This window comes from Arthrobacter sp. MYb227 (assembly GCF_002975435.1).
In the GTDB taxonomy this organism is placed as follows: Bacteria; Actinomycetota; Actinomycetes; order Actinomycetales; family Micrococcaceae; genus Paeniglutamicibacter.
On the sequence record NZ_PCPT01000018.1, the window covers coordinates 36,412 to 52,160 of the forward strand.

At 59.0% G+C, this 15,749-nt stretch carries 12 protein-coding genes; 5 read left to right on the top strand and 7 right to left on the bottom strand.

Annotated features, from left to right (window positions below):
* Positions 1–29 precede the first annotated feature (29 nt).
* Both CQ018_RS19220 and CQ018_RS19225 read right to left on the bottom strand, forming a co-directional pair.
* On the bottom strand, positions 30–713 hold the full coding sequence (locus CQ018_RS19220; protein ID WP_258142777.1) for a response regulator transcription factor: 684 nt from the start codon (positions 711–713) through the stop codon (positions 30–32).
* 67 nt (positions 714–780) lie between these two features.
* Positions 781–2,208 (bottom strand): sensor histidine kinase, encoded by a 1,428-nt coding sequence (locus CQ018_RS19225; RefSeq protein ID WP_181150017.1) that lies wholly within the window; start codon positions 2,206–2,208, stop codon positions 781–783.
* A gap of 361 nt (positions 2,209–2,569) precedes the next feature.
* Between CQ018_RS19225 and CQ018_RS19230 the strand changes: the two genes are divergently transcribed.
* The 3 genes from CQ018_RS19230 (at position 2,570) to cls (ending at position 6,431) form a co-directional block, all read left to right on the top strand.
* Entirely contained in the window at positions 2,570–3,091 is a 522-nt protein-coding gene (locus CQ018_RS19230; RefSeq protein ID WP_181150019.1) for a D-alanyl-D-alanine carboxypeptidase family protein, read from the top strand.
* A 118-nt stretch (positions 3,092–3,209) separates the two neighbouring features.
* Positions 3,210–4,682 (top strand): carboxylesterase/lipase family protein, encoded by a 1,473-nt coding sequence (locus CQ018_RS19235; RefSeq protein ID WP_105551628.1) that lies wholly within the window; start codon positions 3,210–3,212, stop codon positions 4,680–4,682.
* A 225-nt stretch (positions 4,683–4,907) separates the two neighbouring features.
* Entirely contained in the window at positions 4,908–6,431 is a 1,524-nt protein-coding gene (gene cls / locus CQ018_RS19240) for a cardiolipin synthase (protein WP_105551629.1), read from the top strand.
* Positions 6,432–6,615: 184 nt separating this feature from the next.
* Here cls and CQ018_RS19245 read toward each other — a convergent pair whose 3' ends face one another.
* The 3 genes from CQ018_RS19245 to CQ018_RS19255 all read right to left on the bottom strand — a co-directional run bounded on the left by CQ018_RS19245 (position 6,616) and on the right by CQ018_RS19255 (position 9,448).
* Positions 6,616–7,407, bottom strand: a complete 792-nt coding sequence (locus CQ018_RS19245) for an ABC transporter ATP-binding protein (RefSeq protein WP_105551630.1) — start codon at positions 7,405–7,407, stop codon at positions 6,616–6,618.
* The gene (locus CQ018_RS19250; protein ID WP_105551631.1) at positions 7,400–8,317 is read right to left on the bottom strand and encodes an ABC transporter permease; all 918 of its coding nucleotides are present in this window, start codon (positions 8,315–8,317) and stop codon (positions 7,400–7,402) included. Before CQ018_RS19250 ends, CQ018_RS19245 begins: the two co-directional genes overlap by 8 nt.
* 108 nt (positions 8,318–8,425) lie before the next feature.
* Positions 8,426–9,448, bottom strand: coding sequence for an ABC transporter substrate-binding protein (locus tag CQ018_RS19255; protein ID WP_105551632.1), 1,023 nt, complete (start codon positions 9,446–9,448; stop codon positions 8,426–8,428).
* Between the two features lie 922 nt (positions 9,449–10,370).
* Between CQ018_RS19255 and hrpA the strand changes: the two genes are divergently transcribed.
* Positions 10,371–14,342, top strand: a complete 3,972-nt coding sequence (gene hrpA, locus CQ018_RS19265; protein ID WP_105551634.1) for an ATP-dependent RNA helicase HrpA — start codon at positions 10,371–10,373, stop codon at positions 14,340–14,342.
* 106 nt (positions 14,343–14,448) lie between these two features.
* Positions 14,449–14,685 carry a hypothetical protein gene (locus tag CQ018_RS19270; protein ID WP_105551635.1) on the top strand — a complete coding sequence of 79 codons (237 nt, stop codon included), beginning with the start codon at positions 14,449–14,451 and terminating at the stop codon, positions 14,683–14,685.
* 89 nt (positions 14,686–14,774) lie between these two features.
* On the opposite strand, the gene CQ018_RS19275 is transcribed toward CQ018_RS19270, so the two are convergent.
* Together CQ018_RS19275 and CQ018_RS19280 are read right to left on the bottom strand one after the other, a co-directional pair.
* Complete coding sequence (locus CQ018_RS19275) at positions 14,775–15,203, bottom strand: HIT family protein (protein ID WP_105551636.1); 429 nt, start codon at positions 15,201–15,203, stop codon at positions 14,775–14,777.
* On the bottom strand, positions 15,200–15,749 hold a 550-nt coding region (locus CQ018_RS19280; protein ID WP_146111961.1), incomplete at its 5' end, for a zinc-binding dehydrogenase. The genes CQ018_RS19280 and CQ018_RS19275, both read right to left, overlap by 4 nt.

A 15,749-nucleotide genomic window follows, 5' to 3' on the forward strand; every position in this document is an offset into this window, starting at 1 on the left:
ACAATCGGGACTGTTTTCGACACTACGTGCTAGCGAGAAATCTTGTTCTCATAGGAGTAGACGACGATCTGTACCCGGTCACGTAAATCTAGTTTGCGAAGGATCGCGCCAATGTGAGTCTTGACGGTGGATTCGCTCAGGAACAATTTGGTGCTGATCTCTTGATTGGTCAGCCCCAGTGAGACGGTTGCGAAAATTTCCTTTTCACGTTCGGTGAGCTGGCAGAAGGCCGCAGGAACCTCGGGTACCGGAACCGGTTCAGAGTCTAAGAGCGCTGCAAGGTTCTGTGGTGCGATGACCGAGCTACCCGAATGCACGGCACGGATTGATTCGCACACAAATTCCGGGGTGCTGTCCTTGAGAATAAAGCCGCTGGCTCCGTGACGGACGGCCGAGGCCGCATGCTGATCCCAGTCAAAGGTGGTGAGCATGATGACCTTGGGCAGTGGCCGCGCTTTAAGCAAAGCCGCATCCGTTTGGGCGTAGAGTCTGCGGACCGCTTCCACTCCATCCATGGGACTCATCTGAACATCCATCAGCACAACATCGGGCGTGTGGGTGGCGATAAGTTCAAGGGCTTCGGTTCCATCGGAGGCCTGAGCCACCACCCGCATGTCGGGTTGGGCGCCGACGATGATGGCCAGTCCGGAGCGGAAGAGCTGCTGATCATCGACGAGCAAGACCGAAATTTTGTGCTGCGTTGAGGTGTTCAACGAGGTGTTCAGCTCCCTGAGGTTGGATGTGTTGGTGGTGAAAAGGGTGAGCAATCTTGCTCGATGCCTAGGTGTCCAAGAAGTCCGCAAGACGTCCATGTTCGGGTGCATCGTTAGGGTCTCGGGCCTCATCCCGGCCGTGGGCATCGTTGCGGAAGGTTTTATCAAGTGGAAGCGTGGCGGCGATGGTGTATTTACTGGGTGCCGGCGCGGCGCCTTCGTCGGTATCAATACTCAGCGTTCCAGCCACCGAGGCCAACCGTTCACGCATGCCACTAATTCCGGTGCCCCTACGCACGCCTTGCGCATCGGGCCGGAAATAGTTTGTCACGCTCAGGGTATAACTAGTAGTTCCCCAGTAGTGCCGTACATCAATAGGGGTGGCCGCAGTTCCATGATGCAGCGCGTTGGCGAGCATTTCTTGAATGATCCGCCGAATGACCGGCAGCAGGGCCGCGGGTAGCCCTTGGGGCTCCCCCAGAGTTTCCTCGGTGACCCGATATCCGGTGGCGCGCACATTGTGCAAGATCGCCGAAATATCCGAAGTTCTTGGCGGTAACAGGCCAAGTTGAGCCGTTTGCAACGCCTCGCCGGTGGAATTTGGCGCGAATTGCTGCGTTGCGGGATATACCGGCTGTTTGGCCCCGAAGGTTGTTGTCTCGGCGGTCTGCGATAGCACGTGGCGGACCTCACCCAGGGAGCGACGAGCGGCATCGGCAATGGTCTGCGTGGTTTGGCGGATGCGGGCCACGTCGTCATCGGGAATATAGGCAATCGAGTCGGCTTGAGCGATGATCACTGCCAGCGAATGGCCCACAACGTCGTGGACATCGCGCGCTAACGCGGCATTTTCCGCACGCAACCGGGCCAAGTCTAGGGCACCAACGGCTTCCTCACGGGCCTGGGCAGTTGATTGAAGGGCCGATTGTTTTCCGGCAAAGAGCCGGAGCATCAACCCAAAGAGCCATGGCAGTGCCAAGACGCCGCCGGCAACCACAAACACCGCAATCAGATGATTAGTGGGCCAGGGATTCTGCGCATCGGCCGCGGTGGTGGCCCGCACGATGGGCCCGAGTAACCAGGAATCGATCCGGCTCATATACAAGGTACCCAGCGCCGCACCGAGTGGAATTGAGGCCCCGGAAACCAAGACCCAGCGCCGCGAACCAAAGCGTGCCGCCATCCCCACCACGTAGAGTGCGGCGAGTTGGCAGAGCAGAATGTCGAAGCGCTCATTGAGCTGGATCAAGGTGGAAAGCCAGATCAGCGCCAATGCCAGCCCTGGCAATGATCGGGCAATGGCGACAGCGATAATCCCTAGCAGCAAAAATGGTACAGCTGCGGCAGAATCGCGAAATACGTTATACCCACTTGGCCAGCCATAAAGGGTTTCCTGCCCCACCACGGCGATGGCGATAAAAAAGATGGTGATCAGTGCGTCGGTCTGCCAGCGTAGGCGTACCCGTGGCGCGTTTGCCGCTAGTGGTTTCTTCATCGGTCGCCGCCTGAGGTGTACCCAGCGCTCATGCAGAGCAGCCAGGGTCGGGCATCCTGAGTTGTCTTCAAGAACCGCGCGGTGGATAAGGATTCGGTGGAACGGGCCGCCTGGGCACGCGCCGGTGCGGGCCTGAGGCATCGCGGGTCGGAGAACTGCATGCTTCCACGTTAGGCGCAGTGCACACCGAGTTGCATCGCACCATGGTCTTCGTCGTCTCATACTTAGGTACCATTTGCGCATTTTTCTTCGCTACCGTGGCCTGATGTGTGCTTTTGTGAAAACGCGAATGATTGAATGCATGATGAGTTTTCCTTCACAAACACAGCGTTCACCGTTTTCCCGTTTTCTGCGGATTGGTGTGCTTCTCACTTGTGTGCTGATCTTGCTGGCCTCGATCGCCGGATTCGCTTACGCGCTGTGGCCGCAAAAGGACCTCGGTAGCTTCGGTTATGCCGGTGCTCCCACGGCACAGAGCGTGAATGTGCAGCGGCAGGACTCCCGAGCGCTCGGTGAGCATTATGGGAACGGGCAGATTCCGCTTCTCGAGCTGCAGCAGATTTCCAAGGGCCACTTTTTGGTGCCCGCCGCGGCCGAAGAATTTGAGCGGCTGCAGGCGGGGCTGCGCGCTGCCGGTCATGATCTAAAAATCAACTCGTCGTACCGCACGCTTGCCGAACAAGAGGGGCTGATCAAGCGTTATGGGTTGCTGGAGAGCGGTGGAACCGCTGCACCTGCCGGGCAGAGCGATCATGGGCTGGGGTTGAGCGTTGATGTGAAGCTCGATGGAAATGCCCTGCGCTGGATGAGCGATAACGCAGCACGGTACGGATTCGAGAACACGGTAACCGGTGAGCCGTGGCATTGGACGTTCACCGGGTGAAATACCCATGCGGGGGGTGCTGGTTTCTCACACGAGCACAGCCCTGCCAATGCGCAACGGACGTCGCTAATCTTGACTTAACAACTAGCGCTTTCGGCCGGCAGGAGGTTAGCCCACCATGACCAGCAATGATCAACGGCCGAAAACACCTGTCATTCGACGCACGCTCTCCGGCCCGGTGCAAGGGCTATCCGGTGGCGGGATTGAAAGGTTCTTGGGAATTCCCTATGCGGCGGCCCCCGTGGGAGAGCTACGTTTTGCACTTCCCGCGCTTCCCGAATCATGGAGCGCACCGCGTGCCACTCAGAACTTGGGCCCCACTGCGCCGCAGGCTCCCTACCCCGGTGTGCTTGGGAGGTTGTTGCCCACGCGCAACATCATCGGCGATGAATTTTTGAACCTCAATATTTATGCCCCGGTGCCTGTGCCAGGTGCTCTGCGCCCGGTGCTTGTGTGGTTTCATGGCGGATCCTTGGCACACGGGTCAAATGCCATCGAACTTTACGACGGCAGTGCCTTTGCGCGTGACGCAGTGGTATTTGTTTCGGTTAATTACAGGTTGGGAGCCGAGGGGTTCAGCGTGCTTGAAGATGCCCCACTAAATCTTGGATTGGCGGATCAAATTGCGGCACTTGAGTGGGTCAAGGCGAATATTGAAGCCTTTGGCGGGGATCCGGAGCGGGTGAGTATTTGCGGCCATTCCGCCGGTGGAAACACTGTTGCAGCCTTACTTGTGCATCCGCGTGCCTCAACACTATTTTCCCGGGCCATCATTCAAAGTGCACCGCTGCACGCCGTGCCGGTGGCCCAGGCGCGGCGGATGACCCTGCGCATAGCCAGAGACTTAGGAATTGGGGCCACGCGCGAGGAGTTCTCTTCGCTGTCATTCCAAGCCTTGTTGGCGTCTCAGGAACGCGTGAACGGCGGCAAAAATGGTGCAAGTCCGCTAAATTCGGTGGGGTTCGCGCTAGCACTTGATGAGCATTTGGTTCCCGTTGATCCTTTTGAGGCGCTTCTTGCCGGGGCTGCGCAGGATATTCCGCTGCTGATCGGTACAACCTTAGATGAGGCACGGTTGTGGTTGGTACCCACCGGGATTGCAGCGAAGATCAACAAATTCCGGCTGGCCGTGGTGCGGCGCAAATTGGGGATCACGACCGCGGCGGTGCGCCTCTTTGCCCAGCATCGCCCGCAGGCAAGTCCCGGGGAGGTACTTGCGGCATTGGCCGGGGATAAGTTATTGCGTGTCCCCCTTTATATGATTGCCGATGCTCGGCATCGGGTCCAGGGGCAAAGCTTTGTCTACGAGTTCGCGTGGTCTTCCCCGGTTGAGGGGTTGGGTGCCGCGCATGGGGTGGATTTGCCGTTCGTCTTCGACACTCTTGGCACCGACGATGCGCGCGCCGTGGTAGGTGGTACCGCCCCACAATCGTTGGCCGGGGCCATGCATGAGGCGTGGGTGTGTTTTGTTTCGATGGAAGTTCCTGGATGGCAGCCCTGGGATCTAACCTGGCCCGTGAAGACCTTTGATGGAAAGCAAAACCCGGTGGTGTGTGCACCACGGGAAGATGAGTGCGAGGTCCTGAGCTAAACGCTGCATTTTCGGTGCGTTGGAGGCGTGTTGGCGCTACGGGGAGCCTGCATTGTAGACATCAGGACAAATACCGAACGCGTGGAAATAGGTGTGTGTTCAGGGGTATGAGTGCTTGATGACGCGCCATGGCACAACATGAACATCAAGAAGCACGTTTTAGCGTGGCGCATCGACTAGCGTAATCACTACGAGCACAACTGGTTGCGGGGGAAAAAGACACGCATGTTCAGCAACGAACTGTTCAACAACGCATTATGGTGGGCCATCACGCTCATCGTCATCGATCTCACCATCCGCGTTCTGGCGGTCATCGTGGTGCCGCGCAATCGCAAACCAACCGCCGGGATGGCTTGGCTGCTGGCAATTTTCTTGTTGCCCTACATCGGCGTGTTTTTCTTCCTGCTCATTGGCAGCCCCAAGCTACCGCGTAAACGCCGCGAGCTACAAGACGAGGTCAACGCGTTTATGCGCGCGGTCTCCGCGGAGGAGCGGCGCACCCAAGATCTCTCCGGAAACCCCGCGTGGTTTAATTCGTTGGCGGAAATGAACACCAATTATGGTGGACTACCGCTACTGCATGGCAGCCGTGGGCGCCTACTTGAAGACTACGATGACACCATCAAGGTGATGACCGAAGCCGTGGATCAGGCCACCGACTACGTTCACGTGCAGTTCTACATTCTGTCACTCGATGACTCGACCGCCGAGTTTTTTGATGCCCTTGAACACGCAATCCAACGTGGGGTGCGAGTGAATGTGATGCTCGATCATTGGGCCTCGCGCACCAAAAAATTCCATAAGGAAACCAAGGCGCGGCTGGATCAAATGGGCGCCAGCTGGACATTCATGCTGCCACTGCTGCCGTTTGAGGGTAAGTTCCAACGCCCTGATTTACGTAATCACCGCAAGATCTTGATTGTTGATGGGCGCGTTGGTTACATGGGCTCGCTGAACATGATCGACCGGACCTACAACGTGCCAAAGAACATTAAGCGCGGGCTCAAATGGCAGGAACTGGTCGTTGAGCTGCGCGGCCCGGGGGTTGCGGCACTTGATGCGGTGTTTATTTCCGATTGGTATTCGGAGACCGGGGTGGTGCTCACCGATGGTGTACGGCGTGCCGAAAAGGTTGCCCAGGGCGATTCGCTACGCGGGCTTGGCGCCTCGCTGATAGACCACAGCGAGGATGAGGGAACAATGCTTACCCAGGTGGTGCCCTCCGGCCCGGGCTTCGAACGTGAAAATAACCTCCGCCTCTTTTTGGGCATGATTCATGCGGCCCAACAACGCGTCATCATCACCTCGCCGTACTTTGTTCCCGATGAGGCGCTGATGTATGCGATCACCTCCGCTGTGGCTCGCGGGGTCCCTGTTGACTTGTTTGTTTCCGAGATCGGGGACCAGGCACTGGTCTATCACGCGCAGCGCTCCTACTATGAAGAGCTATTGCGTGCCGGGGTACGGATTTACCTGTATCCGGCGCCGTACATCCTGCATGCCAAGCATTTCACCATTGATGACGATGTGGCATTGATCGGCTCCAGCAATATGGACATGCGCTCCTTTAGCCTCAATATGGAGGTCTCGATGTTGGTGCGCGATGTAGATTTTGTGCATCAGATGCGCGAGGTTGAGGACCATTACCGGGAGATTAGCCGGCTGCTAACCCTTGAGGAATGGCTCAGGCAGCCGCTGCGCTCCACGGTGCTCGATAACCTTGCCCGGCTCACCTCCGCACTGCAGTAACGCAACACATGACGATGCGCCCCGCGCGCGCGTAGTTCCAAGGTCAGCACAGTGCACCGCTCTCAGCTACCGGTTAAAAGCGCAGGAGCCACCCCTAAGGGGCATGGCTCCTGCGCTTTTAACCTACTGTGGAGTGTCACTGAGTGCTCACAACTTGCTGCATTCGATGAGGAACACGGCTGGATTACTGCAGCATGGTGCGGTCATCGAGCTGGGCACCCTTGATCTTTTCGAACTCGTGCAGCAGATCGGGCACCGTCATCTTGGCCTTCTGCTCCGAGTCAAGATCCAAGATGATCTGCCCATCGTGCATCATGATCAAGCGTGAGCCCAGGCGCAGCGCCTGTTCCATATTGTGCGTGACCATCAACGTGGTCAGTTTGTGGCGTTCGACGATCTCCTCGGTCAGCCGAGCTACAAGGGCCGCCCGCTGCGGGTCAAGAGCCGCGGTGTGCTCATCGAGTAGCAAGATCTTGGGCCCGGAGAAGGTTGCCATGAGCAAGCTCAGTGCCTGACGTTGACCACCGGAGAGCAACCCGACCTTGGACTTCAGGCGGTTCTCGAGGCCAAGTTCAAGCGAGGCGAGTTCGTCGACGAACTGATCGCGTTTGCGCTTGGTCACTCCGGAGGCCAGCCCGCGGAATTTGCCCCGGCCCAGGGCCAGTGACATATTCTCCTCGATCGACATATTCGGCGCGGTGCCGGCCATCGGATCCTGGAAAACCCGACCAATGTACCTGGCCCGGGCGTGGTCTGGAAGCCGGGTGACTTCTTTCCCGTCGATGCTCACGGTTCCGGTGTCCGGGCGCAGCTTGCCGCCGACCATGTTCAGGATCGTCGATTTACCCGCGCCATTGGAACCGATGACCGTGACGAATTCGGCTGCCGCAAGGTTCAGGTTGATATCGCGTAGCGCCTTGCGCTCATTGACCGTCCCGGGGAAGAAGGTCTTATTGATGCTCTTGATCTCAAGCATTGGTCTTCACCGCTTCTTCCTTGGATGCGCTCTTGCCGTTAATACGGATGCGGTTTCCGAACTTCGCGAAACCCTTCCATTGCGGCAGGATCAGTGCCACAACCACCAGCACCGCGGAGATCAGCTTCATGTCATTGACTTCCAGACCGGCGTTCAGCGCCAGCTGGATGACCAGGCGGTAGATGACCGAACCGAAGATGACGGCAACTGCGGCAACCCAGATGAACTTCTGGCCAAAGATTGCCTGGCCGACGATGACCGAGGCCAACCCGATCAGGATCACGCCGATGCCCATGCCGATGTCGGCGAAGCCCTGGTACTGGGCGATCAGTGCGCCGGCGAAGCCGACGAAGCCGTTGGAGATGGCAAGACCCAGGATCTTCTGGTTATCTGTGCTGACGCCGAAGGAACGGATCATTTCTTCGTTGTCTCCGGTGGCGCGCATGGCGAGTCCAACGTCGGTGCGTAGGAACCAGACGATCAGCGCGACGGCCACCAGACAGCCGAGGAACATCAGGCCCACCGAGCCCCAGGTGCCCAAAAGCTTGGCTTCACGCAGCGGGGTCATCACCGTTGATTCGCCCAAAAGCGGGGTGTTGGCCTTGCCCATGATGCGTAGGTTGATTGAATACAGCGCGATCATCGTCAAGATACCTGCAAGCAGGCCATCGATCTTGCCCTTGGTATGGAGCAGGCCGGTGACGACCCCTGCCAGTGCGCCGATGAAGAATGCGAAGATCGTGGCGAGAATCGGGTTGACGCCATTGACGATCGAGATGGAGGCGACGGCCGCGCCGGTGGTGAAGCTTCCATCGACCGTCAGGTCCGGGAAGTCGAGAATGCGGAAGGTCAAGTAGACCCCGAGTGCCATGATTGCGTAAATCAGGCCGAGTTCAACCGCGGTGATCATGGGTGGATCCTAGCGTTTCGAGTGTTGGGTTAATGGCGGTGGCCGGTCAGTCTAGACCGACCGGCCACCTGGGTGTTGTTATTCGGTGATACCGAAGTGCAACGGAGTTTACTTGTAGGTTTCTGCTGCTTCGGAGAGCAAGTCTGCCGGGAAGGTCAGGCCGATCTTTTCTGCCGCGGTGGTGTTCAGGTACAGCTCAACCTTGGTGATGGTTTCAACCGGCATCGTTGCCGCTTGGGTCTCGCCCTTGAGCAGCTTGACGGCCATTTCCGCCGTCTGCTCACCGAGCTTCTCGTAGTTCAGGCCGTAGGTTGCGGTGGCACCACGCTTGACGGATTCACCGTCGGCGGAGATCACCGGGATCTTCTTGTCCTGGGCAACTTGCAGCAGACCTTCGAGTGCCGAAACAACGGCGTTGTCGGTCGGGACGTAGAAGGCGTCGACATTCAATGCCGCGGCCGCCTGCTGTACCTCGGAGGAGGCAGAGATGGCCTTCTCTTCGATGCTCAAGCCCAGCTCGGCGCCGGCTTCCTTGGCCCATTCGACCTGAACCTGGGAGTTAACCTCTCCCGATGAGTAAACGATGCCCACGGTCTTGGCGTCCGGCTTGATCTTCTTGAGCAGTTCCAGCTGTTCCTTGACCGGGTTCTTATCCGAGGTGCCTGTGACGTTTGCGCCCGGCTCTTCAAGGGACTTGACCAGCTTGGCTGCCAGCGGGTCGGTGACCGCGGAGAACAGTACAGGAATGTTGGTGATGGCCTGGGCCGCGGCCTGAGCGGTGGGGGTTGCTACCGCAAGAACAAGCTTCATGTCCTTGTCGGATGCGAATTTTCCGATCATCGCGGTGTTGTTGGCCTGGTCGGCCTGGGCGTTGGCGAAGTCGTACTTGACCTTGTCGCCTTCGGTGTAGCCAGCGTCGGTCATGCCCTTCTTGAACCCAGTGACAACTGCGTCAAGGGACGGGTGCGACACGTACTGGCCGATGCCAATAGTGATGGGGGCTTCTGCTGCCGGGGCGGAGCCGCCCGTGCTGCTGGCCGCCGGGGTGTCGGAACCGCCACCGCAGGCCGCAAGCACCAGCGCGGTTGCGGCGAGGCCTGCAGCGATCTGTGCGGATTTGAAGAGTTTCATGTTTTTCCTTTCACGACGTGCGAGTCTGCCCGGTCTTCGGTGAATGCGTGTGCGCGCATTCGCCGCTTCGGGGCCCGTTCAGGATTTGTACATCCGCGCCAGTGGCTGGAGGTTCTCCTCATGAATCACCTTGATACTACATGTGAATCTACTCACATTTCTTCCATCAACCACTAAATACAAGACGAACGGTGCTTGTTTGCCGCGCTTCGGTGCAAAAGTACTACCTGAAGCGCAAAAGAACTGACAGTTTGTATCTCACCGGTTCAACTTTCAGACGGTAACCAAGCGCCGCTGCGTGTCACGTGATGACAAAAGAGGTCCCACTGAGCGCTAAAAGCACAAGCCACAGCGGGATATCAGAACCAATTTGCCCCCCGGCCGGGTTGCTCGATGGGTGGGTGAGCAGCAACCGTTGCGCCGGTGCTGAAAACCTCTGCCCGAGTTCTCTACTGTCGGCGGTAGCCGGCAGCCTGCCAGCCATTCCCGCAAGGGGGATCATACGGGGAGTGTGCGGATGCCTCTGGGTAAGAATCCATCAATGGCTTGAACACATCTCTGCATTGATCCCACGGTGCGAATTTTTTGACTCCTTCGGTGCGCCGCTTACCTGCGCTGTCTCTTGGGTCCGAGAAATACTGGTGGCGGTTCTTCGGACCGCCCACGTAGCCGAACTTTTCGGCTTACGCCGGGGGGGCAAGATTCTGTGGCCCGCTGGCTAGCTCGCAGCGAGCCGCAATGCTGTGGTGGGCTTCGCCGTGCTCGTGGTTGGGCATTGCACATCGTGATGTTCTCGCATCATCGTTACCAGCATCATCGTCAGCATCAACTTTTGAATCCCGCATAGACGCCATATTTTTGCGTTGTGCCCAGCGAAAAGCTGCCCGCGTCCTTGCAGCGGCTGGCCTAGACTTGGATAATCATGGCCCTGACGATTTCATATCCCGAAGCTCTGCCCGTTTCCGCACGTCGTGACGACATCATGACGGCGATCAAGAATCACCAGGTGGTGATCGTCGCCGGTGAAACCGGGTCCGGTAAAACCACCCAGTTGCCCAAAATGCTGCTCGAACTCGGGTATGGCGAGAAAGGCATGATCGGGCATACCCAGCCGCGCCGGCTCGCCGCCCGCACGGTTGCCGAGCGCATCGCCGAGGAACTTGGCACCACCATCGGGGATGAGGTGGGCTTCCATGTGCGTTTCACCGGTGAGGTCTCCCGCGCCACCAAGGTCAAGGTCATGACCGATGGCATCCTGCTGGCCGAAATCCAGCGCGACAAGCTGCTCAAACGCTACAACGCGATCATTATCGATGAGGCGCACGAACGCAGCCTGAACATCGACTTCTTACTGGGCTATCTACGCCAGATCCTGCCCAAGCGCCCCGATCTGAAGATCGTGATCACCTCGGCGACCATCGACCCGGAGCGCTTCGCACAACACTTTGCGACCCCCGGGGAACCGGGGCAGGAGCCAACACCGGCTCCCATCATCGAAGTTTCCGGGCGTACCTTCCCGGTGGAAATGCGCTATCGCCCGCTGAATCCGGCCGATGGGATGGACGATGACGAACTGGATCCCGATTCGCAGGTCGAAGACCGCGATCCGCTCGATGCCATCGCCGAGGCCGTTGACGAGCTAGCCAAGGAAGCTCCCGGGGACATCCTGATCTTCTTCTCCGGTGAACGCGAAATCCGCGACGCCGCAGAGGTGTTGCGGGCCCGCGTGCAAACCAATAAGCGGCTGGCAGGAACCGAGATCCTGCCGCTCTTCGCCCGGCTCTCACTGGCCGAACAGCACCAGGTGTTTAACCCCGGGCGCAACCGGCGCATCGTTTTGGCCACAAACGTCGCCGAAACCTCGCTGACCGTCCCGGGCATCAAGTACGTCATTGACACCGGCACCGCGCGCATCTCACGCTACTCACACCGCACCAAGGTCCAGCGGCTGCCCATCGAACGAGTCTCACAGGCCAGCGCCAACCAGCGCTCGGGCCGTTGCGGCCGTGTAAGCGACGGCATCGCCATCCGATTGTACTCCGAGGACGATTTCACCTCGCGCCCCGAATTCACCGACCCGGAAATTCTGCGTACCAATCTTGCCGCGGTGATCTTGCAGATGAGCTCGATGGGCGTGGTGCGCTCGGCCCGCGAGGTGGCGGATTTCCCGTTTGTCCAGCCACCCGATGCCAAGTCGATTGCCGATGGTGTGGCGCTGCTGCGCGAACTTGGTGCACTGAGCACCGGTACCGATGCCTCGGTGACAACCATCGGTAAATCCCTGGCCCAGCTGCCGGTCGATGTTCGTCTGGGACGGATGATTGTGGAGGCCGGGCAACGTGGGGTGGCCAAGGAAGTCATGGTACTGGCCGCGGCGCTGAGTATCCAAGATCCGCGCGAACGACCCAGCGAGGAAACCGGCAAACGTGCCCGCGCGGTCGAACTCCACACCCGCTTTATCGATAAGAACTCGGACTTCTCCTCGCTGCTGAATCTGTGGAGCTACCTGCAAGAAAAGCAGAAGGAACTCTCGTCCTCGGCGTTCCGCAGATTGTGCAAGAACGAATTCATTAACTATCTGCGCGTGCGCGAATGGCAAGATCTCTTCGCCCAATTGCGCCAGTTGGCCAAGCCGCTGGGCATTACGCTGTCCCCCGAGCCGGTGGACGCCTCCGCCAACGAGGATGCCATCCACATTTCTCTGCTCTCCGGGTTGCTGAGCCATGTGGGCTCCTGGGATGAACGCAAACGCGAATACGTCGGTGCCCGTGGCACGCGCTTCTCCGTCTTCCCCGGCTCCGCGCTGTTCAAAAAGTCCCCCGAGTGGGTCATGGCCGCCGAACTAGTGGAGACCTCCCGGCTCTGGGCACGCACAGCGGCCCGGCTTGATCCCAAATGGGTGGAGGAGGTGGCCGGGGATCTGCTCAAGGCCAGCTTCTCCGAACCATACTGGTCCCGGAATATGGGAGCCGTCATGGGCTATGAAAAGGTCACGCTCTTTGGGCTGCCCATCGTGCCACGCCGCCGCATCCAATACTCCCGCGTTGACCCGGAACTCTGCCGAGACCTGTTCATTCGCCACGCGCTGGTGGAAGGCGATTGGAAGACCCACCACAAGTTCTTCGCCCGCAACCGCCGCGTGCTCGAGGACATTGAGGAACTCGAAACCCGCATGCGACGCCGCGATCTGCGCGTGAGCGATGAGGATCTCTTTGAGTTTTACGATGCGCGTCTAGGTGCCGAGGTGGTGTCCGAACGGCACTTTGATCGCTGGTGGAAATCCGCACGGCACAAGGATCCGACGCTGCTGGACTTTGATCCCGAGGCAATGCTCGCCGCCGATACCACGGCGCTCGATGAGACCGCCTTCCCGCGCACCTGGCGTCATGGGTCATTGGATCTGGATTTGGTCTACGAGTACAACCCGGCCGCTGCGGCCGGGGAATCGGACGGCGTCTCGGTCCGCGTGCCGGTGCTCTTCTTGAATCAGCTAGATCCGGTGCGATTCCGCTGGCTGATCCCCGGGCTGCGCATTGAACTTGTCACGGCACTGATCAAGTCGCTGCCCAAAATCATCAGGAAGAACTTTGTTCCGGCCCCCGATGTGGCACGTCAGGCAGTCGCCGCACTGGAGACGGATTTCAATCCGGAGACCGACGATTTGGCGGCATCTCTGGAGCTGGTGTTGCGCCGGATTAAGGGCGTGGTGATTCCACCGAACTCGTGGAATTGGGATGCGCTGCCCGAGCACCTGAAATTCTCCTTCCAGGTCATCGATGCCGAGGCAAAGATTCTTGATGAGTCAACGGATCTGGCGATGCTGCAGCAATCTCTTGCCGCGGCAAACCGCTCGGCGCTTGCCAGATCCTTGGGGGTGAAGCCCGGGGGCTCCATGCCCACCGGCAAGGCAGCAAGCAAGGGTGCCGCGTCGGCCACAAACACCAAGGGCGCGCACCCACATCGCGCTGCCAAGGGCGCACCATCGGTGGTGGCCACCACGGTGTGGGAGCGCTCGGGGCTCACCGATTGGGATGCTCAGCTTGGAGAATCCGGTGCCATTGCCCACAAGGTTATCTCCCAGGTTGCCGGGCAACAGGTCAGCGCCTATCCGGCGCTTGTCGATGCGACAACCAGCGTGAAGCTCACGGTCTTCCGCAATGAGTCCGAACAGCTCGCCGCGCATCGGCGCGGAGTCATTCGACTGTTGTTGCTCAAGGTCCCCTCGCCGGCGCGTTACGTGTTGGATCATCTGAACAACCAGGAAAAATTGGTCTTCACGCAGAACCCGCACGGGTCCGTCGAGTCGCTGATTGCCGATTGTTCCATGGCCGCGGTGGACAAGCTGGTGCCCGAGGCACTGCCCTTCAGCAAAGCCGAGTTTGATGCACTCTATGAACGCGTCCGTGCCGAGCTGATCGACACGGTTTTCCAGGTGACGGCCATCGTTGAAAAGGTACTCTCCGGCACCCGGCGCATCAACAAGGAGATCAAATCCGCTGCTTCAATGGCGCTGATCAATGCGCTCAACGATGTAAAGATGCAGCTGAGCCAACTGGTCTACCCGGGATTTGTTGCCGGCACCGGCTACGCGCAACTCGCTCACCTGCCGCGCTACATCACCGCCATCGAACAACGCTTGGAAAAGCTGCGGGCCGGTAATCTGGCGCGCGATAACGTGGCAATGCTGAATGTTCAAACCCTTGAAGATGAGTACGATGCGGCACTTGATCTATTAGTTTCCGGAATGCGCACTCCCCCGCTGTTGGCCAGCGTGAAGTGGATGCTCGAAGAATTCCGTGTCTCACTCTTCGCCCAGGAGTTGGGCACCGCGTATTCGGTCTCCGAAAAGCGCATCCGCACCGCCATCAAGGAAGGGCTCATCGCCGCGCGCTAAGAATTGTTGCCGATATGGCCAACAGGGCGTTGGGCACATACGCTGCGGTGCACCCCGTGCTTTTCCGCTGTTCCATAAGTTGGTGCCGCGGTGCCACAATGGTGCCATGCGTATCGAGGAATGGTGGCCACTACTGGAGCCCGACACCCGGAGTTGGTTGATCGTGCACAATGGTGATGCCATTCCGCAGCCGATCATCGATGAGATTCGCGCGGTGGAGGGTGTAGCCACAGCGGATATGTCATGGGTTGGGGCAAAAATCCCTGCGGGGTTCTTCCTCTCCGATGATGCAGTTGACTGGATTGAAGCGGTGGCCAACGAAGAAACTCCCGAAAGCAGCTGAACGCTCTGCAATGAGTCGTGGCCAGGTGTCCGATCAAAGTGATCGGCCACCTGGCCACTCGTAGTTACAGCGCAGAGCTCAGACGCAGCTTATGCCTCGGGTACCTGATCCACGAAACCGTCCTCGCGCAGTGCGGCGCGCAGCTTTTCGGCATTCTGATCCATGATTGCCGGATCCGGCTTGGGGTCGGCACGGGTGATATCGAAGTCGGCCAGCGAATTGGTGGGCCAGACGTGCACGTGCAGGTGCGGAACCTCAAAACCGGCGATCATCAATCCGGCGCGTTCGGAGCCAAAGGCGCGCACCTGGGCGCGACCAATCTTGCCCGAAATATCGATCAGGTGCGCCATGAGTTCGGCCGGGGCTTGGGTCCACTGATCAACTTCTACGCGCGGGACCACCAGCGTGTGGCCGTGCGTGATGGGGCCGATGGTCAGAAACGCTACCGCGTGTTCATCCTTCCAGATGAAGCGGCCCGGGATCTCCCCGTTGATGATCTTGGTAAACAGCGTGCTCATGCACTCTCCTTGGCGGTGTTGCCCATCGTGTCACCCGCGGGTGCGGGGGAATCCAATGTGGCGAGGTCCAAAACAAATCTATACTTCACATCCGAGGCCACCATGCGGTCCCACGCCGCATTAATGGATGGGGCATCGACCATCTCAATATCACTGGTAATGCCGTGTTCGGCGCAGAAATCCAGCATCTCTTGGGTTTCGCCGATGGAGCCGATGAGCGATCCGGTGTAGCTCAGGCGCTTGAAAATCAGCTGGTGAACATCGAATTCCGGCATGTTTCCGGCGGGAAGTGAGAGTTGAACCAGTGCCCCATCGCGCTTGAGGGTACGCAGGTAGGGGTCGATGCTATGCGGGGCGGAGACCGTGTCGATGATGAGGTTCAGCGTGTTTGCCGCGTGCGCCAAGGCATCGGCATCGGCAGTATTGATCACCTGTTGCGCGCCAAGTTCGGTGGCCGATGCGCGCTTGGCCTCACCGCGAGTGAATACCGTGACCGTCGCTCCCATGGCAACGGCAAGTTTGACGGCCATATGGCCCAGCCCACCC